The organism is Pseudomonas sp. CP4, from assembly GCF_047758505.1.
In the GTDB taxonomy this organism is placed as follows: Bacteria; Pseudomonadota; Gammaproteobacteria; order Pseudomonadales; family Pseudomonadaceae; genus Aquipseudomonas; species Aquipseudomonas fluorescens_AO.
The window spans coordinates 1,349,118-1,366,316 of record NZ_CP180489.1 but is presented as its reverse complement, the minus strand read 5'-3'; the positions used below and the strand labels follow the sequence as shown (position 1 = coordinate 1,366,316).

At 59.8% G+C, this 17,199-nt stretch carries 21 protein-coding genes; 16 read left to right on the top strand and 5 right to left on the bottom strand.

Annotated features, from left to right (window positions below; all coding sequences use genetic code 11):
• Positions 1-25 precede the first annotated feature (25 nt).
• The 16 genes from ACMYUN_RS05940 to ACMYUN_RS05865 all read left to right on the top strand — a co-directional run bounded on the left by ACMYUN_RS05940 (position 26) and on the right by ACMYUN_RS05865 (position 13,925).
• Positions 26-274: a hypothetical protein gene (locus ACMYUN_RS05940; protein WP_415763230.1), complete on the top strand. Its 249-nt coding sequence runs from the start codon at positions 26-28 to the stop codon at positions 272-274.
• A gap of 5 nt (positions 275-279) precedes the next feature.
• Positions 280-606, top strand: coding sequence for a GPW/gp25 family protein (locus ACMYUN_RS05935; protein WP_415763229.1), 327 nt, complete (start codon positions 280-282; stop codon positions 604-606).
• Positions 603-1,484 carry a baseplate J/gp47 family protein gene (locus tag ACMYUN_RS05930; protein ID WP_415763228.1) on the top strand — a complete coding sequence of 294 codons (882 nt, stop codon included), beginning with the start codon at positions 603-605 and terminating at the stop codon, positions 1,482-1,484. Before ACMYUN_RS05935 ends, ACMYUN_RS05930 begins: the two co-directional genes overlap by 4 nt.
• A gap of 1 nt (position 1,485) precedes the next feature.
• Positions 1,486-2,094 (top strand): phage tail protein I, encoded by a 609-nt coding sequence (locus ACMYUN_RS05925; RefSeq protein ID WP_415763227.1) that lies wholly within the window; start codon positions 1,486-1,488, stop codon positions 2,092-2,094.
• Complete coding sequence (locus ACMYUN_RS05920) at positions 2,087-3,922, top strand: phage tail protein (RefSeq protein ID WP_415763226.1); 1,836 nt, start codon at positions 2,087-2,089, stop codon at positions 3,920-3,922. The genes ACMYUN_RS05925 and ACMYUN_RS05920 overlap by 8 nt, the downstream gene beginning before the upstream one ends.
• Positions 3,919-4,473 carry a DUF4376 domain-containing protein gene (locus tag ACMYUN_RS05915; protein ID WP_415763225.1) on the top strand — a complete coding sequence of 185 codons (555 nt, stop codon included), beginning with the start codon at positions 3,919-3,921 and terminating at the stop codon, positions 4,471-4,473. Before ACMYUN_RS05920 ends, ACMYUN_RS05915 begins: the two co-directional genes overlap by 4 nt.
• Positions 4,474-4,576: 103 nt before the next feature.
• Positions 4,577-5,743, top strand: a complete 1,167-nt coding sequence (locus ACMYUN_RS05910; protein ID WP_415763224.1) for a phage tail sheath subtilisin-like domain-containing protein — start codon at positions 4,577-4,579, stop codon at positions 5,741-5,743.
• 13 nt (positions 5,744-5,756) lie between these two features.
• Positions 5,757-6,260: a phage major tail tube protein gene (locus ACMYUN_RS05905; protein WP_415763223.1), complete on the top strand. Its 504-nt coding sequence runs from the start codon at positions 5,757-5,759 to the stop codon at positions 6,258-6,260.
• Between the two features lie 12 nt (positions 6,261-6,272).
• The gene (locus ACMYUN_RS05900; protein ID WP_415763222.1) at positions 6,273-6,872 is read left to right on the top strand and encodes a phage tail assembly protein; all 600 of its coding nucleotides are present in this window, start codon (positions 6,273-6,275) and stop codon (positions 6,870-6,872) included.
• 150 nt (positions 6,873-7,022) lie between these two features.
• The gene (locus ACMYUN_RS05895) at positions 7,023-9,662 is read left to right on the top strand and encodes a phage tail tape measure protein (protein WP_415763221.1); all 2,640 of its coding nucleotides are present in this window, start codon (positions 7,023-7,025) and stop codon (positions 9,660-9,662) included.
• Positions 9,663-9,671: 9 nt separating this feature from the next.
• Complete coding sequence (locus ACMYUN_RS05890; protein WP_415763220.1) at positions 9,672-10,517, top strand: phage tail protein; 846 nt, start codon at positions 9,672-9,674, stop codon at positions 10,515-10,517.
• The gene (locus ACMYUN_RS05885) at positions 10,492-10,698 is read left to right on the top strand and encodes a tail protein X (protein ID WP_415763219.1); all 207 of its coding nucleotides are present in this window, start codon (positions 10,492-10,494) and stop codon (positions 10,696-10,698) included. The genes ACMYUN_RS05890 and ACMYUN_RS05885 overlap by 26 nt, the downstream gene beginning before the upstream one ends.
• A 95-nt stretch (positions 10,699-10,793) precedes the next feature.
• Complete coding sequence (locus ACMYUN_RS05880) at positions 10,794-11,843, top strand: phage late control D family protein (RefSeq protein WP_415763218.1); 1,050 nt, start codon at positions 10,794-10,796, stop codon at positions 11,841-11,843.
• Positions 11,844-11,892: 49 nt separating this feature from the next.
• On the top strand, positions 11,893-12,456 hold the full coding sequence (locus ACMYUN_RS05875) for a glycoside hydrolase family 19 protein (protein ID WP_415763217.1): 564 nt from the start codon (positions 11,893-11,895) through the stop codon (positions 12,454-12,456).
• Positions 12,438-12,980 (top strand): lysis protein, encoded by a 543-nt coding sequence (locus ACMYUN_RS05870; RefSeq protein ID WP_415763216.1) that lies wholly within the window; start codon positions 12,438-12,440, stop codon positions 12,978-12,980. Before ACMYUN_RS05875 ends, ACMYUN_RS05870 begins: the two co-directional genes overlap by 19 nt.
• A gap of 150 nt (positions 12,981-13,130) precedes the next feature.
• Positions 13,131-13,925 carry a DNA adenine methylase gene (locus ACMYUN_RS05865; protein ID WP_415763215.1) on the top strand — a complete coding sequence of 265 codons (795 nt, stop codon included), beginning with the start codon at positions 13,131-13,133 and terminating at the stop codon, positions 13,923-13,925.
• A gap of 747 nt (positions 13,926-14,672) precedes the next feature.
• On the opposite strand, the gene ACMYUN_RS05860 is transcribed toward ACMYUN_RS05865, so the two are convergent.
• From ACMYUN_RS05860 to ACMYUN_RS05840, 5 genes are all read right to left on the bottom strand, one after another.
• A complete protein-coding gene (locus tag ACMYUN_RS05860; protein WP_415763214.1) occupies positions 14,673-14,927 on the bottom strand; it encodes a DUF6555 family protein in 255 nt (84 codons plus the stop codon).
• A 224-nt stretch (positions 14,928-15,151) separates the two neighbouring features.
• Positions 15,152-15,400, bottom strand: coding sequence for a hypothetical protein (locus ACMYUN_RS05855; RefSeq protein ID WP_415763213.1), 249 nt, complete (start codon positions 15,398-15,400; stop codon positions 15,152-15,154).
• Positions 15,397-15,963 (bottom strand): hypothetical protein, encoded by a 567-nt coding sequence (locus ACMYUN_RS05850; protein WP_415763212.1) that lies wholly within the window; start codon positions 15,961-15,963, stop codon positions 15,397-15,399. Before ACMYUN_RS05850 ends, ACMYUN_RS05855 begins: the two co-directional genes overlap by 4 nt.
• A gap of 174 nt (positions 15,964-16,137) precedes the next feature.
• Positions 16,138-16,356: a hypothetical protein gene (locus ACMYUN_RS05845; protein WP_415763211.1), complete on the bottom strand. Its 219-nt coding sequence runs from the start codon at positions 16,354-16,356 to the stop codon at positions 16,138-16,140.
• A gap of 149 nt (positions 16,357-16,505) precedes the next feature.
• A complete protein-coding gene (locus ACMYUN_RS05840) occupies positions 16,506-17,165 on the bottom strand; it encodes a hypothetical protein (RefSeq protein ID WP_415763210.1) in 660 nt (219 codons plus the stop codon).
• Positions 17,166-17,199 lie beyond the last annotated feature (34 nt).

Below are 17,199 nucleotides of genomic sequence, written 5' to 3'. Positions count from 1 at the left end.
GGCTTTTTCATGCCTGGAGAAACAGATGGCCAAGATCGATACGACCTCAACCGAGGCTCAAACGTCCTCGGAACCGGCAATTGCATCCTCACCGTTCTCATCACCCGAACTCCTCAAATTCCGCGACAAGCTCTACACGTCGCGATTGTTGATTGTGCCCGGTACTGACCGTTCTTATCCGGTCGAGAAGGCAACGGTCGTGGTGCCGGCCTCCGACCTCGAAGCGGTCAAGTTCCTGAAAGCCAGCGAAGAATACGAGCCGTTCAAGGAGTGACATCGATGATCGGAATGGATCGCCAGACCGGCCTACCCATATCCGGCATCGAGCATCTGCGGCAATCCATTGCCGACATCTTGAGCACGCCGCTGGGCAGTCGTCGGCACCGTATGGAATACGGTAGCAAGCTGCGGCGGTTTGTCGATTTGCCCATCAACGAAGGCTGGAAAAGCGCTGTACAGGCTGAGGTTGCTCGCGCTCTGGGGCGCTGGGAGCCGCGTTTGAAGTTGGATCAGGTGCGAGTCATTTCCGTCTTTGGCGGGCAAATCAATTTGCAAATCGTCGGGAAGTACCTGGGCGACAGCGTCACGTTGGAGGTGGCCGCATGAGTACCGTGGATCTGTCGTCGCTGCCGGCGCCGACCGTGCTGGAGCCTCTGGACTTCGAAGAGGTTTATCAGGACGGTTTAGGCGTCTTTCGCGGGTACATGGGCGGCAACTGGACGGCCGCACTGGAAAGCGATCCCGTAGTCAAAGTGCTTGAGGTCGGGGCTTACAACAAGGTCGGCAACCGCGCCCGAGTCAATGACGCCGGCAAAGCGCTGTTGCTGGCACATGCCATTCGCGGTGACCTCGATCACTTGGGGGCCAACGTCAATCTGAAGCGCCTGGTCATTCAGGCTGAGGATCTGCTGGCGGTGCCGCCGGTGCCCAAGGTCATGGAAGATGACGACCCGTTTCGCGAACGAATCCAGTTGGCCTATGAAGGACTGACGACGGCCGGCCCGCGCAACAGCTACATCCTGCACGCGCGTAATGCCTCGGGGTTGGTGGCAGATGCCACGGCTGAAAGCCCGGCGCCCTGTTATGTCACGGTCACGGTGCTGGGGTTGGACGGCGAAGGCGAAGCGCCGCCTGAACTGCTGGCGACGGTGGCCGCTGCGCTCAATGACGATGACGTTCGGCCGGTCGGTGATCGGGTGACCGTGCAGAGTGCGCAGGTGATCCGCTACGAGATTGACGCCATTTTGCACATGGCCAGCGCTGGCCCGGAAGCGGATGCCAGTTTGGCCGAGGCGAAAAGCCGCTTGGCAGCCTGGATCAATCCACGCAAGCGGCTGGGCGTCGAGGTCGCCCGCTCCGCTGTTGACGCCCAGCTGCACGTCGCCGGCGTTGCCCGGGTTGAGTTGGTCGGATGGCAGGACCTGGCCCCGACCAAGGCGCAAGCGGCGTTCTGTACACGCTACAACGTGAGGCTGGCGGGCTGATATGAAAAGTCTACTGCCGCTCAACAGCACGCAATTGGAACGGGCCATGGAGGCCGCGTTTTTCGAAAAGACGATTGTCCCTCTGCGCGACCTCTACAACGCTGATACCTGCCCGGTGCATCTACTGCCGCACCTGGCATGGGCGTGGTCGGTGGATCGCTGGGATTACCGGTGGAGCGAAGCGACCAAGCGCGCGGCCATCAAGGCGTCGTACTACATCCATAAGCACAAGGGCACCATCGGCGCGCTGCGCCGCGTGGTCGAGCCGCTGGGCTATCTGATCGAGATTATCGAGTGGTTCAACACCGTGCCCGAGGGCGTGCCGGGCACTTTCGCGCTGAAGGTCGGGGTGCTCGATACCGGCATCACTGAAGAAATGTATCAGGAGCTTGAGCGCCTGATCGACGATGCCAAACCTGTTACCCGGCAACTGACCGGGCTGGCGATCAGCCTGGAAACTCAGGGCAATTTGAACATCGCCGTGTCCCTCTACGAAGGCGACGAAATCGACGTTTACCCGCCCGTCATGCGTGACATCGAGGTCACTGGCAGCTTCGGCGTGGTCGGCCGCGAACACACCATAGACACCCTGGACGTTTATTATGATTGATGCGAATTCGCAGTTTTTCGCGATCCTTACGAATGTGGGGATGGCCAAGCAGGCGAACGCCGACGCGCTCGGCATTCCCTGGCTGATCACGCAAATGGGCGTGGGGGATGCCAACCCGAACGGGCTGGCCGATCCGCCCAACCCGGTGCCCTCGGCCGCGCAAACCGAACTGCTCAACGAGTGGCGCCGTCAGCCGCTGAATCAATTGCTGGTCGACCCAAAAAACCCGGCGGTGATCATCGCTGAGCAGATCATCCCGGCCGACGAGGGCGGTAAGTGGATCCGCGAAATCGGCCTCTACGATGCTGACGGCGATCTGGTGGCGGTGGCCAACTGCGCGCCCAGCTTCAAGCCGTTGCTGTCGCAAGGCTCGGGCCGTACGCAAATCGTGCGGATGAACTTCATCGTCACCAGCACCGGCAACATTCAGCTCAAGATTGACCCAGCCGTGGTGCTGGCCACGCGGTCCTACGTCGACGCGGCGATCCTGGAGGTGCTGCCGAAGAACAAAACGCCGGGCCAGTGGACGCGGGTCAAGACTAACGACCGTGGGATCGTAGTGTCGGGAGACAACCCCGAAACGCTCGCCGGCATGGGCATCACCGACAGCTATACGTCGGCACAGGTCGACGCGCTGATTGCCAAGGCCACGGCCATGCCGGTTGGCGCCATTGTGTCGTTCCCGGTCGACAAGCAGCCGGCCGGGTTTCTGGAGCTGGACGGCAGCGTCAAGAGTGTCACCGCTTACCCGGATCTGTCGGCCTTCCTCGGGACGGCCTTCAACAAGGGTAACGAGGGCGCCGGCAATTTCCGCTTGCCGGATCTGCGCGCTGAATTTCTGCGCGGCTGGGATCATGGCCGGGGAATTGATACGGGACGAGCGATTGGCAGCGCCCAGCTCGGTACGCTTGCCGTGTTCGACAGTAACTATACGGGCGGGCAATCGGTCGACGTTGTGCGAGGTTCTCCAGTCGAGGCGCAGGCGGACTTATATCGCGAATCGGATTATCCGGGCGTCGGGATCACTTTCACCTCGGCGAATGTGAGTTATAGCCCGTTCCCGTCTGCCGGTGGCGTAACCCGTCCGCGTAACGTCGCGGTGATGTGGTGTATTAAGGCTTGGAGTGCGCCGGTTAACCAAGGCGTGATTGACGTCGGTGTTTTGGCCGATGAAGTGCGCAAGGCGACCGGGCGTTTTCTCGGCCTGCGTCGAATTCGGGCGACTCAGATTTACTGGTCGACGCCTGGAACCATTAAAATCCGAGTGAAGGGGCAGGGGGCAGGCGCTGCTGGCGGTGGTGCAGCATCAACCGCGGCGGGGCAGGTTTCCGCCGGCTGCGGCGGCGGTGCGGGGGCGCCATTTGATACGTGGATCACCAGCGGTTTCGACGGTGTGATGGCCACGATCGGCAAGGGCGGCACCGGTGTGCTGGTTGGTCCGGGTAACAACGGCGGGGCCACTTCGTTCGGATCACATGTCACCGCGCCGGGCGGTATCGGTGGTGGGTTGTCGGCGAACGTGGCGCCGCCGCTGTACCTCGGCCAGACCCCGAATTCACAACCGGCAGTCGGCGCGACTGTGAAAAATGGCCAGGGCAAGGGTGGTGGTGGCGTCATTGGGCCAAAAACTGACTTTGTCGTATCTGGCGAGGGCGGCCCGAGTGAAATGGGGCCGGGGGGTAATTCAATCTCAACCAGTTCGCAGGGTGCTGATGCGGTCAACCCAGGGTCGGGTGGCGGCGGTGCCGTTGCGCTTCCTTCATACCCTGCGCATTTGCGCGGCGGTCACGGTGCTGATGGTTGGATCGATGTTGAGGAGTGGGCATGAGTATTTATGCGCGGGTCTACGGCGAGCAGGTGTTTGAGCTGATCGAGACTGACGGCGATATCACGGCGCTGTATCACCCTTCCATGGTGTGGGTGTGTGTTGACGGCATCGAGCCGATGCCGGCGGCGGGTTGGAAGGCGGTAGAGGTCGACGGCGCTTGGCAGTTCTCGGCGCCGGGTTTGGCGGTCGCCCCCCTGCCGCTCGCCGAAGTGGTTGCCGCCGAACGCTTCCGCCGAGAGAGTACGGGCGTCGTGGTCGAGGGGCTGGCCATCGAGACAACTCGCGACAGCCAGGCGCTGATCGCCAGTACGGGATTGTCCGCCGTCCTCGATCCTGACTACCGCTGCAACTTCAAGACAGCAGACGGTTTTGTCGAAATCGGCGCGGCGCAAATCATCACGATTGCCAAGTCCGTGCGGGCGCACGTTCAAGCCTGCTTTGACCGCGAGTTTGCGCTGTTGCGCGCGATCGAGGCCGGCGAGTATCACGACGAAATGCTGTCGCAAGGTTGGCCGGATTCCTTGCCGCCTGATCCGGCAGAGCTGCAATAGACGCCCCGCACTGACGGGGCGTTTTCTTTTCCGTTACGCGTAACACGAACACCCTCACAGCCTCGCACATGCGGGGCTTTTTCGTTTCTGGAGAACGAGCCTTATGACTTTTTTTCACGGCGTCACGACCACGTCGGTCGACACTGGCGCGCGTACCATCTCGCTGCCGTCGTCCTCGATCATTGGTCTGTGCGACACCTTCACCCCTGGCGTTCTGGGCGGTGGTACGGCCAAGGCAGGCGAGCTGATGTTGATCACCACCGAGCGCGAAGCCATCGCCGCCTTCGGCGCTGATTCGGCGATCACCAAGGCCTGTCAGGCGATTTACGTCAAAGCCAAGGCGGTGATCGTCGCCATTGGTGTGCCCAAGCTGGAAGATGCCGCCCTGCAGACCTCAGCGATCATCGGCGGCGTTCTGGCCTCGGGTCAGCGCACCGGTTTGCAGGCGCTGCTCGACGGTAAAAGCCTGTTCAATGCGCAGCCGCGATTGTTGATTGCACCGGGTCATACCGCGACTCAGGCGGTCGCCACAGCGCTCGATAGCTTGGCGCAGAAACTGCGGGCAATCGGCATCATCGACGGCCCTGGCACCACCGACGAGGCCGCCATGGCCTACGCCGATAACTTCGGCAGTCGCAACCTGTTCATGGTCGACCCGGGCGTCAAGTATTGGGACACCATCACCAGCAAGACCGTCGACGCGCCGGGTTCAGCTTGGGCGGCGGGCCTGTTCGCCTGGACGGATGCTGAATACGGGTTCTGGGCCTCGCCGTCGAACAAAGAGTTGACCGGCATCACCGGCACCGGCCGCGCGGTCGAGTACCTGGACGGCGACGAAACCTGCCGGGCGAACCTGCTCAATAACGCCAATATCACCACGATCATTCGCGATGACGGTTACCGTCTGTGGGGCAACCGGACGCTGTCGAGCGATCCGAAGTGGGCGTTCGTGACCCGCGTTCGCACGCTGTTCATCCTCATGGACGCGGTGCAGGCCGGGCACAAATGGGCGGTTGACCGCTCGATCACCAAGACCTACGTGACCGATGTCACCAACGGTCTGGATGCATTCATGCGCGACCTGAAAGCCGAGGGCGCAATCATCAACTTTGAAGTGTTCCCCGACACCGAACTGAACACGGCCAGCCAGATCGCCCAGGGCAAGGTGTATTGGCGCATCCGTTTCACCGACGTGCCGCCGGCAGAGAACCCGAATTTCCTTTTTGAAGTCACCGATCAGTGGATGACTGAAGTGCTTGAAGCAGCCTAAGGGGGCGTAGCAAATGATTCCTCAGACTTTGTTCAACACCAACCTGTTCGTCGACGGCGTGAACTTCTCCGGCGACGTGCCGAGCCTGACGCTGCCCAAGCTGACCACCAAGACCGACGAATATCGTGGAGGCGGCATGGCCGGTCCCATCGAGATGGATCAGGGACTGGAAAAAATGGAAGCCTCATTTGTCACCAAGGGCGTGCGCCGCGAGTCGCTCAAATACTTCGGTCTGGCTGACGGCACGGCGTTCAACGCCACGTTCCGTGGTGCCTTCAAGGGCCAAAAGGGCGCGGTAACAGCAGTCGTTGCCACCCTGCGCGGCCGGCTCAAAGAGGTCGATCTCGGTGACTGGAAAGCCGGTGATGCGGCCGAGATCAAACACGCCGTTGCGGTCACGTACTACAAGCTCGAAATCGACGGGCGCCTGATGTACGAGATCGACATGGTCGCCGGCATTCAGGTGATCGACGGCAAAGACCAACTCCTCGAAGTGCGCAACGCGCTCGGCCTGTAAGGATATATTCAGATGACTCAAGCAATCGCTAAAAACCTGCCGGCCTGGCTGTCGCTCAGTGCAGTCGGTGCCGTCGTAACGCTGACCCGCCCAAGCCAAGCCAACAGCATCGACGTCGAGACGCTGAACCTGCGTAACCCGACCGTGCGTGAAGTGCGCGCGGCTGATCGTGCTGCCAACGGCGATGATGAACAGCGCGAACTGATGCTGTTCGCCGGTCTCGCCGAAGTCGGACTGAAGGATCTGGAAGGCCTCAAGCTGACGGATTATCGCCGCGTGCAAACGGCGTATTCGCACCTGGTACCGAAAACCGATTATTCGGACTCGATGCCGGCATGGCTGTCGCTGACCACCGATCAGGTGCTGGTAACGCTGTCGTGCCCGAGCGAAATCAACGGCGTGACCGTCGACAAGTTGGTCTTGCGCTCACCGACCGTGGGCGACGTGCGAGCGGCCAACCGTGAGGTGGGTGGCGATGATGAGCAGCGCGAGCTGGTGTTGTTTGCTGCGTTGTCCGGTGCGCCTGTCGCGGATCTGGAGGGGCTGAAGCTGGTGGATTTTAACCGCTTACAGGCCGGCTATTTTCGCATGGACAATGACGACGGGCTTTAACCCCTGCGTGATCAAGTCGGCGGCGAAACGTCTGGCGGCGGAAACAGGATTTTCCGCCGCCGAGATCCAGTCGATGCCGTTCGCGGATATGGTGTGGTGGCTCACGGATTGAGCCGCCACCGGTAGTGCTGGGCACATGAGGTCCATGACATGGCAAACAAAATCGCCCTCGGGCTGGTGATCGGCGGTGCCGTCAGTTCCACGGTCGGCACCGCGTTCAAGGATGTGACCGGGCGCATCAAGCGCCTCGAGGCAGAAGGCAACAAAGCGCGCGTGCTGCAGCGCACGATTGGCGACACCATCCGCCTGCGCGAAGAATGGAAAAAGGCTCACGAAACCGGCGCTGCCGGCGCGTCCAAATTGCTCAACCGTCTGAACTCGAACCTCGACAGCTTGAAAAAGCAGGGGGTCGAGGTCGGCCGGCTGGAAAAAGCCTATCGCTCGATGGGGCAGATGGCCAACAAAGCCGAGCTGAAAGCCAAAGGGCATCAGCAGATTGATTCTGGTGTAAAGGGCATGAAGGGCACCGTCGGTGCGGCGGTGATCGGTGTCGGCGCCATGGCGGTACCGACCAAGGTCAGCGCTGATTTTGGCGCGATTGTGCGGGATATCGCGATCAAGGCCGGCATTGCCAACAAGCCGCAAGAGCAGGAGATGTCGCGCAAGATCATCGACACCTCACGCGACACCGGCATGGCGCGCAACGATGTAGCCGACGTGGTCAATCAGTTGGTTGGTGCCGGTATGGACCTGAGCAAGGCGCTGGAATACGCGCCTGTCGCAGCCAAGTTTGTCGTGGGGCAGGGATCCAGCGGCGTCGACACGGCGAAGATGATCAACGCTCTGGGGCAGAACGCCAAGATCACCGATCCCAAGCAGATGCAGCAGGCGCTGGAGGCGATCGCTTACCAAGGGCAGGCGGGCAGCTTTGAAGCGGCCGACATGGCCAAGTGGTTTCCCGAGCTGCTGGCCAACATGGCCAGCAACGGCATCACCGGCTTGGATGCGGTGACGCAATTGGGCGCCATGTTGCAGGTGCAGATGAAGCAGGCCGGCAGTTCGGACGAAGCGGCCAACAACCTGAAAAACTGGATGGGCAAAATCGGTTCGACCGATACGGTCAAGGCTTACGAAAAAGCCGGGATTGATTACAAGGGATCGATGCAGACCGGTTTGCAAAACGGCATGTCGACGCTCGAAACCAGTATGGCGCTGGCTCAGAAATACATTCAGGCGACCGATCCGGCGCGTGCGGCGAAAATGGCCGAGGCCACGGCAAAAATCAGCGAGCAAGCCGATCCTGAAAAGGCCAAGGCCATGATGGCCTCGCTGGAAGAATCCTTGCGCACCGGTGACCTGTTCGCCGACATGCAAGTCAAGGCCGCACTGTCGGCCTACATGCAGAACAAGGCGCTGTACAGCCAGCTCAAAAACGATTCGCGTGACGCCACCGGGATCCTTGACAAGAACCTCGCCGAACGGCGCGAGTCGTCATCGCAGAAATGGGCGGAAATGGCCCAGTCGATGGATGACGCCATGCGCAGCATCGGCGATGCGCTGCGCCCGGTGACGGACACCGTGGCCGAGTCGTTGACCAAGGTAACTAAAGGCATTACGTCGCTGACTGATAGCGCACCCGGGGTAGTTGCCGGTATCGCCACGGTCGGGGCGGGGCTGATCGCTTTAAAAGGTATCTTCAGCACGATCAAGATCAGCAAGGGGGTGCTAAATCTTGCGCGTGGGTCGCGCGGTGGCAGGAATGGGAACGAAGCCCCAAATAAAAACCCCGGAGAGCTTGATCTGGTAGCGACTGGCCTGGATGTTGTTTCGCGGGTCAAGGATGCGGCAACAGGCGGTGGCCTTGGTGCTGCAAATGATGCAGGTCACGACGGCGTACAGAAGGTTTTCGTCGTCAATGCCGGCGCTATGGGCGGCGGTGTGGATGCGTCGGGCGAATCGCGCCGACGTGGGCGTGGGTCAAGGGGCAGCGCTCGGCGCCGGTCATTGCCGAGTTCGAGAGCTCCTCGTCCGTCTGTGCCTCGTCCACCTGTTCCGGTTTCACGGCCACCTGTTTCGATCCCATCGCCATCAGTCCCTTCCGTTCAAAGTGGGGCATTGTCCAAGCTCGGCGTCGTCGCAGGAGCCATTGGTAAAGTCGGCAAGGCGGCAAAGGTAATTCCTGGCGGCACGCTGCTGGAGTCCGGCGCGATGGCTTTTGAAACCTTTCAAAACGCTAAAACCAAGGATGAAAAAGCCGAGGGCTACGGTGCGGCCGCTGGCAACCTGGCCGGCACCATGGCCGGTGCAGCAGCTGGTGCCGCCATTGGTTCGGTGGTGCCCATTATCGGCACGGCCATCGGCGGCTTGATCGGTGCTTACCTTGGCAGTCAGGGCGGTGCGGCGCTGGGCGGGTCGTTGGGTAAGTCGCTGTTCGGCGGTGAGGATGAAAAGCCCGAGCAAACGGCAAAGGCGCCGGTGCCGACCACGCCGCTCATGATGGCGTCAGCGGCGCAGCAAGGCCCGGTGTTGGGGGATGTCGCGCGCTCGATGGCGGTGACGGCGCCGCTCAAGTCGGCGGCGCTGGCTATCCAGCCCAAGGAGGCGGAAAAGCCGGTGCCTGCGAAGGTGGATCAGCAGTTTCAGTATTCACTGAGCATGCCGGTGACCGTGCAGGGCGACGTCAAGGATCCGCAGGCCTTGGCGCAGGACCTGATGCCGCACATGCAGCGAATGATGGCGGACGCGGCGAAGAGTAACGCCGCCAAGCTGTACGACGAACCCCACCTGTAAGGAGGTTTCATGGCTTACATGGAGCAGATGCAATCAAGTCTGAAGTATCTGGTGGATGCAGCGGAAACCGGGCGGCGTGGCGCGGAGGGCATGCTGTCCCCGGTCAATGGCGCGATCCGCGAACTGACCGGCGCCGCGTCCGAGCTGGAAAACATCCCGTTCGTCGGGCCGGCCATCGGCGCCAAGCTTCAGCGGGTGATGCGCGGCGTCGACGCGGCTCAGGCCAAGGTCGGTCAGGTGGCGGCGGTGTACGGCCGCGCCACCCGAGCGGCGGCCGAAGTGCAGGAGCGGCTGGGCACATTGAAGGAGCAGGCGGGCAAGGCGGCCACGGCGATCAACAACGTTGCCGGCAAGGTCAGTCCGTCGCTGGCCAATATCGTGCCCACCAGTTCCTTTGCCGTGGAGGCCACGCCGGCGCCGGAGGCGGTGAAGCCGTTCCCGCATCTGATGATCATTCAGCCACGCGATCCGAAGATTGAGCCTTATTACTTCAATCTGGACACGGCAGCCTTCGACGAGCTGAGCCGTTCGACCGAATTCCGCTGGGCTTCGCAGGAGCGGCTGACGCGCCGGCCGGCGAAGCAGGCCATCGGTATGGGCGATGAAAAGTTGACGCTCAAGGGCACCATCTATCCGGGCTTCAAAGGCGGTTTAAAGCAGCTCGATACGCTGCGTTCCATCGGGGCCAGGCTGCAGCCGCTGACCCTGACCACGGGCTATGGCGAGGTGATCGGGACGTGGTGCCTGAAAAACATCAACGAGGAACAGTCCGCACTGCTGCACGGCGGGATTGCCCGCAAACAGGGTTTTACTTTGGAGTTTGAGCGCTATGGCGACGATATGCAGGACGTCTGATGGCGACATGCTCGATGTGATTTGCAACAACGTTTACGGCCATCTCAATGGCAGCGTCGAGGCCGTGCTTGATGCGAATCAGGGGCTGGCCGATGAGCCTCAGCCATTCCGGTCTGGCGTGATTATCGTCCTGCCGGATCTGCCGAGCCCGACCAGTGAGGGCGTCAGCTTGTGGGATTGACCCAGGCTGCTCGCGCCGCTGCACAGACGGCCTAGGCGTAACAACACGTTGTGTTTCTGACCCGCCTTGTGTGGGTTTTTTAATGGAAAAAATCCATGACACCGATGTTTCGAATCGTCGCCGATGGGGCCGACGTCACGGCCAAGATCAATGATCGGCTGTTGTTGCTGCGTACCTCTGACAAGCCGGGCATGGAGTCCGACGAGTTTGAGTTGCGTATCGACGACCGTGATGGGCAAGTGCAATTGCCACGGCGTGGCAGCTCAATCGAGATCTACCTGGGCTATGCCGAAACGTCCTTGACGCGTATGGGCAGTTACACCGTCGACACGGTCGAGGTGTCAGGCCCGCCGGACACGATCGTGATCAAGGGTAAGGCCAGCGACGTGCGTGGCAGTGGCAAAACCATCCGTAGCGGAAGCTGGGAAGGCGTGCCGTTGTCGAAGATCGTGGCCGACGTGGCCGCGCGCAATGGCTGGACGCCGGTGTGTCCGGTGTCGACCAAGGTCGCCCGGGTCGACCAGCTCAACGAGTCCGATTTTAATTTCATCACCCGTCTGGCCAAGCAATACGACTGCACGGCCAAGGTGGCGGATGGCAAGCTGTTGGTGATGCCGCGCCAAGGTGGCCAGACGGCCAGCGGGAAGACGTTCGGCGCCATTACCCTGACTCGACGCGACCTCAGCCGCTGGCAATTCAGTCTCGGCGATCGCAATTCGCACAAGGCGGTGGCCACCAAGCATCAGGACAAAAAGAACGGCAAGCTGGCGGTGGTTACCATCGACAACGATGGCGCGCCAGACGGATTGCCGGCAGTGCATACCGACCGCCATATCTACCCAGACAAGGGCGCTGCTGAAGCGGCGGCCAAGGCACGTCTGTCGGCGTTCAACCGCTCGACCGCCGATGTGCGGCTTGAAATGCCCGGCCGCACCGACATCTTCGCCGAGCGTCCGATCATTGCTCAGGGTTTCAAGGTCGGGCTTGATGGTGAATACCTGGCGGATTCGGTTGAGCAGGTATTCACCCAGTCCGGCTGGTCCACCACGGTCGAATGCAATGCCGGCAAAGCCGGTAAATCCAAGGGCAAGAAAAAGAAAGGGCCGAAACCACCCCTCAAGGTAGTGAACATCGAGAAGCAATAGCCGCATCCCATCGCCGCCTGAGTGCGGTTTTTTTACGTCTGGAGTTTGTATGTCCATCACTGAACAGCAGCTGCAAAGCATCATGCCCAACGCCCGCCGCCAAGCGGGCGTTTTTGTATCCGCGCTCAACGCAGCCATGGCCCACCGGCAGATCAACACGCCGAAACGCCAAGCCGCGTTTCTGGCGCAAGTCGGTCACGAGTCGGGTCAGCTGCAGTACGTCCGGGAGCTGGGCGGCGACCAGTACCTGAGCAAATACGACACCGGCAACCTGGCTGCGAAACTGGGCAACACGCCGGCAGCGGATGGTGATGGCCAGCGCTATCGCGGTCGCGGCCTGATCCAGGTCACTGGCCACGACAACTACCGGCGCTGCAGCTTGGCGCTGTTCGGTGACGAGCGATTGCTGCGCACGCCTGAACTGCTGGAGCTGCCGCAGTGGGCTGCCGAGTCGGCCGCGTGGTTCTGGTCAGTGAATGGGCTGAACGCGCTGGCCGATCAAAATGAATTCAACACAATCACCCGCAGGATCAACGGTGGCCTCAATGGCCTGCAGGATCGGCTGGAGTTGTGGGGGCGGGCGAGGGCGGTGCTATGCATCTCGGCGAACTGATCCCGGCGCCGTATCGGCTGCTGGCAAAAGGAGTGCTGCTGGTCGTCTTAGTCGGTGGTTCCACGGCCATTACTTGGCAAGTCCAGGATTGGCGCTTCGGCAAACAGCTCGCAGAGCAGGCCCGACTCCACACCGAAACGCTCAACCAGTTGGCCTTGGCCACGGTTGCGCAGCAGCGTGCCGAACAGGACAAACGCCTCGCGCTCGAGCAGCGCCTGGCAACCAGTGAACAAACCCATTACCGAGCCTTGAGTGATGCCCAACGTGATCAAGGTCGCTTGCGCGACCGTCTTGCCACTGCTGATCTGCGCCTGTCAGTCCTACTCGACGCCACCACCGGCGCCGGCAACGGATCGCTGTCAGCCACCACCGCCACCGGCGGCATGGTTCATGGCCCCAAAAGAGCCGAACTTGACCCAGCGCATGCTCAACGAATTATCGGCGTCACCAATGACGGCGACCGGGGGCTGATTGCCCTCGCGGCCTGTCAGGCATACGCCAAAGAAGTCTCAACACCGAAGTGAAAAAGAGCGGCCGGTCCAGATGCGTCAACATCCGGATCGACCGCCGTCCCTGCAGATGATCCCTGCAAGTCCAGCCAAGGCTCTTGCTCCGTGCACAAAGCGCGGCGAGCCTAGCACCTGTTTATCCATACAGTAAAGGTCTTGCTCTCAATGTCTACACCCATCATCCCTTGGATGGGCGGCAAACGCCGCCTGGCCGACCGCCTCATTCCGCTTTTTCCGCCACACGAATGCTACGTGGAAGTCTTTGCCGGCGGTGCCGCGCTCTACGTCATGAAGCCCCAGCCATCGCCGGTCGAAGTCCTCAACGACATCAACGGCGACTTGGTCACGCTTTACCGCGTCGTGCAGAACCACCTGGAAGAATTCGTGCGCCAGTTCAAATGGGCGCTCAGTTCGCGACAGGTGTTCGAATGGCAGAAAATGACCCGCCCTGAAACCCTTACCGACATCCAGCGCGCCGCCCGATTCTTTTACCTGCAGCACCATGCCTTTGCTGGCAAGGTCTCGGGTCAAACATTCGGCACGGCGACCACTGCCCCGGCCATCAACCTGCTGCGCATCGAGGAAAACCTCTCGGCTGCGTGGCAGCGCTTGTCCGGCACCTACGTCGAAAACCTCCCCTGGCTTGAATGCGCAGAACGCTATGACCGCGCTCACACCTTCCACTACATGGATCCGCCTTACTGGCAGACCGCGGGTTATGGGGTGGACTTTCCGTTCGAGAACTACGAGCGGATGGCCGACTTCATGCGCCGCTGCAAAGGCAAGGTGATGGTCAGCATCAATGACCATCCGGACATCCGCCGTGTGTTCGAAGGCTTCCACTTCGAGACACTGGACATCCGCTACACCACATCCAACCAGCGGCAAGGCAAAGCCGAGGTGAGCGGTGAGCTGGTGATCATGAACTGGGCGCCAGAATCGTTGGGCGGCTTGTTTTGAGGAATCTCGGACTTACTTACTCCGTCCGGAGCGGGGTTGCGCAGTCCACTCCGATAGCGAAGCGCCACGATAGTGCTGCAGGCTCAATTGCGTTAAAACTCGAAGGCATTCATTCGCGGCGGTAGGTTCGATACATGTCTCACGGCTTAGACGTTCCCATCGTTCACGAATATCGCGGTCATAGGCTGGTCTTGAAGTTTGATTGGGACAGGCCCAACGATCCATCGCCCACGGCGGCACACGTGCTGGCAGAGAGCAGGGTGCACGGGCTCGCTGATACGGTTGCGGAACTGCCAGGCCCATGGCCGGATTATCCCAGTGCACTGGCTGAGGCGATGGCGGCCGCTGAATGCTGGATTGATAGTCAACTACCCTGATAGCCGATCGTCTGACCGAACGACTATGCCCTTTGGGTGCTGTCATAATGATGTCATACGGGTAGCAGGGATGCGCTTTGCCCACTCACGCCACGAAGTATGACCTCATGCCCTCGACTGATGATTTTCGTTTCAATGCCCACCACCTGTTGCTCGACCTTGACGCAACCACTAATCACCTAATGATGCTGGTCGTCTCACACGAAGTCAGTGGCAGTCGGTGGGAAGGGGCGGTCGCCCGTCAGAAGCAAGCCTATGCAGCGTGGGTTTCCATCCTAACGGGTATTCAAATCGACCCGATGCCTGTGCTCGACGGCCGAGCGGCAAGCGGGGACAACCCCACTGCCGAGTAAAGTTTCGGTATCGACTGTTATGCGTGGTCTTCCTCCCAAACCACTGAGACCGACTCCCGCCATTTCACGTCGGTCACGCCGAAACGTTCAGCCATCGGTTTGGAAAAGCGCTTCAGTGGAGGACGGCCCGGCTTGGGTATGGGCGTAAGGCCGGCGTCACAGCTTGCCCACTGCCAAGCCTCGGCGTTGTTCATCAGCTTCGTTCTGATGACGAAGCTCTTCGGCTCGCCGTGGAGTTGATAATCGATGACGTACAAATCCGCTTGCTTCATGAGACCTCCTATTGCTCATGAATAAGTGATTTTGCGCGCTGAAGAAAATTCAGAGAAATTGTCTGACGATCACTCACGCCATCGGTAGTACACATACGCGTGTTCTTGATGAGCAAGGCCGCAGTCAGTCTGCGGTCGACAGACGAAGTTCTAATGCCTGTGGCTCTCGGTGTCCGACTTGGCACCACGCCACCGATTGGCCGATTCACACAGCCAAAAACCGCTCATAACTCCACGGTGAAACCCTTGAGACCGATGCTGTCGGCGAAACGGCCCACCGCCGTCAAGCTGGCCCAGGTGCGCAGCCGCTCACGCCGCGAGCGCACCGGCACCCATCGTGCGCCGCTGCCGCCCAGGCGGATCGACAGGCCCCAGTCGGAGCCGCCATCGACCCTGGCCACCAGGCAGTCGCGCACGGCGTGTTGTTCAACCAGGGCGCGCAACACCTCTTCGTGAATGCCTTCGCCGATCACTGTTCGTGCTCCTGACGCCGCGCCGTGACCGCTGCGGTGAAGGCGTTGTGCAGGCCTTGAATACTCGCCTCGTTCAGCACTTTGACCGTTTCTAGGCCCAAGACAAAACCCTCGGCGCGGTCACTGGCGCGAACCAGATCGTCCGCCGTGTGCGCTTGGGCAACTTGGCGCAGCAGTCTCAGGGCTTCTCTCTCCACCGGATGCGGCAGGTCTAGCGCGGCCAATGCTTTCTCCGGGCTGTCCTCTTGCGAATCGGCGACGGCCACCGGCGGCGCAAACTCCAGATCGCCGGGTTTGACATCGATCAGCAACCATCCGCCCAGGGGGGCATTGCAGCCATCTACGATCGGACCTTGCACCAACTGGCCGTCGGGCAGGATCACCCGCAGCATGTTGGCGTCCTTGGGGCCTTCCAAGTAGCGCGCCAGCTCCACGCGGGTAAGATCCGGGCCGCCCGTTTTCAAACGGACTGGACATTCGAGAGTCGTCAGCTCTGCCGGTGGCTGCCCGGCGTACCGCGCAATTACGGCAACGGTGGCCAAGCCTTCAAAGACGTGAGACATGAGTCGGGTTCCTAAGCGAGTCATTAGACGTCGAGGGAAAACCAGAGGGTCTGTGAATGGTAGACCAGCCTGTGCGGGGCCGGTTGCCGCATGGCCTAAAAAAAGGGCCCCACGACTGACCCAGGTGTGGAGGCCGATTGAACATAAACGGCGTTGTGACCATCGTTAGGCCGCTTATAAATTTCTCAATCGCATGATCGCCCCAGTGATCGCTTGTGCATTCCGGTCGAGCGTTTCCAAAGCTGCAACGGCGTTATCGGCAACATTGCCAGCGCCAGATTCGGATATCCAGTGGGTGATCTCTTCAATCGACGCACCTAGTGCATGCTGGTTGTGCAGCAGCAATGTCAGAGCATCTGCTGTAGCAATCTTGTAATCTTGATGTTTTGACACAGTCTTCATCCTTGAGATAAATGAGCAGTTTTATATTAGCGGTCGACATATCGAATTACCATTGACGACTATAACTATCTATCAGTAATCGACGATTAATCTAATGTTTGGCAATTTTGGCTTGAGCTAGTATAAAACAATAAAATCCATCAGGTGGACGTTTTATTTGATTGCTCCCATAGGCTCCTAATCATACTGAACAGGTTTTTTATTAGAGGGTATTCAACGCTCCGGTGAAAGCGGTATATGCCAGGCGCTGAGTTGTATTTGCGCAGGAATGTTTTTTTTTCATCCTCAAAGCAAACGAAGAAGTCTAGATTAGGATAATGGATTGTCTGCCAATCTGCTTCTTGCTCGTGAGGAATCAAAGAGTTGTCGAAATACGTGAATGTTTCACGGTCGTACTGAAATCCAAATCGGTTTAATATCGTTTTTTCTTCGAGCATAGCGCGGTAGCAAACCACACCATACAGAGGCTTATTAGCTCCATTGAGCTGCTGAATTACCTGAGCTTTTTTTTCTGCTAGGCGCAAATCTTTGCCGGTACAATTTCCTTTGACTTCAATAATGCACAGAGCATCTCGTTTTTCGACGAAGCACTGGGTGCCTAGCTTCCTTGGATGGGAGTAAGGCTTCAAAAGAATTAAATCCAGCTGTCCGGCATCAGTGGTGCCATCGGAGACGGTGCCTTTCACAATTACAGGCGCAGGATCGGAACACGCTCGAAGGGTTTCGAGAAGAAAGTCCTCTCTTATCTCACCCTTCATAAGCTCGTGAGTGATGATATTTGAAATATCATGTTGTGCCATAAGCATGTCTTCGGAGTATTGATCAAACTCATCA

Coding starts and splice junctions, on each gene's coding strand:
- ACMYUN_RS05915 (WP_415763225.1), top strand. CDS start 3,919: ATGAGTATTTATGCGCGGGTCTACGGCGAGCAGGTGTTTGAGCTGATC.
- ACMYUN_RS05885 (WP_415763219.1), top strand. CDS start 10,492: ATGGCGACGATATGCAGGACGTCTGATGGCGACATGCTCGATGTGATT.
- ACMYUN_RS05895 (WP_415763221.1), top strand. CDS start 7,023: ATGGCAAACAAAATCGCCCTCGGGCTGGTGATCGGCGGTGCCGTCAGT.
- ACMYUN_RS05925 (WP_415763227.1), top strand. CDS start 1,486: ATGAAAAGTCTACTGCCGCTCAACAGCACGCAATTGGAACGGGCCATG.
- ACMYUN_RS05870 (WP_415763216.1), top strand. CDS start 12,438: ATGCATCTCGGCGAACTGATCCCGGCGCCGTATCGGCTGCTGGCAAAA.
- ACMYUN_RS05940 (WP_415763230.1), top strand. CDS start 26: ATGGCCAAGATCGATACGACCTCAACCGAGGCTCAAACGTCCTCGGAA.
- ACMYUN_RS05860 (WP_415763214.1), bottom strand. CDS start 14,927: ATGAAGCAAGCGGATTTGTACGTCATCGATTATCAACTCCACGGCGAG.
- ACMYUN_RS05935 (WP_415763229.1), top strand. CDS start 280: ATGATCGGAATGGATCGCCAGACCGGCCTACCCATATCCGGCATCGAG.
- ACMYUN_RS05920 (WP_415763226.1), top strand. CDS start 2,087: ATGATTGATGCGAATTCGCAGTTTTTCGCGATCCTTACGAATGTGGGG.
- ACMYUN_RS05930 (WP_415763228.1), top strand. CDS start 603: ATGAGTACCGTGGATCTGTCGTCGCTGCCGGCGCCGACCGTGCTGGAG.
- ACMYUN_RS05910 (WP_415763224.1), top strand. CDS start 4,577: ATGACTTTTTTTCACGGCGTCACGACCACGTCGGTCGACACTGGCGCG.
- ACMYUN_RS05905 (WP_415763223.1), top strand. CDS start 5,757: ATGATTCCTCAGACTTTGTTCAACACCAACCTGTTCGTCGACGGCGTG.
- ACMYUN_RS05875 (WP_415763217.1), top strand. CDS start 11,893: ATGTCCATCACTGAACAGCAGCTGCAAAGCATCATGCCCAACGCCCGC.
- ACMYUN_RS05880 (WP_415763218.1), top strand. CDS start 10,794: ATGACACCGATGTTTCGAATCGTCGCCGATGGGGCCGACGTCACGGCC.
- ACMYUN_RS05900 (WP_415763222.1), top strand. CDS start 6,273: ATGACTCAAGCAATCGCTAAAAACCTGCCGGCCTGGCTGTCGCTCAGT.
- ACMYUN_RS05840 (WP_415763210.1), bottom strand. CDS start 17,165: ATGGCACAACATGATATTTCAAATATCATCACTCACGAGCTTATGAAG.
- ACMYUN_RS05850 (WP_415763212.1), bottom strand. CDS start 15,963: ATGTCTCACGTCTTTGAAGGCTTGGCCACCGTTGCCGTAATTGCGCGG.
- ACMYUN_RS05865 (WP_415763215.1), top strand. CDS start 13,131: ATGTCTACACCCATCATCCCTTGGATGGGCGGCAAACGCCGCCTGGCC.
- ACMYUN_RS05890 (WP_415763220.1), top strand. CDS start 9,672: ATGGCTTACATGGAGCAGATGCAATCAAGTCTGAAGTATCTGGTGGAT.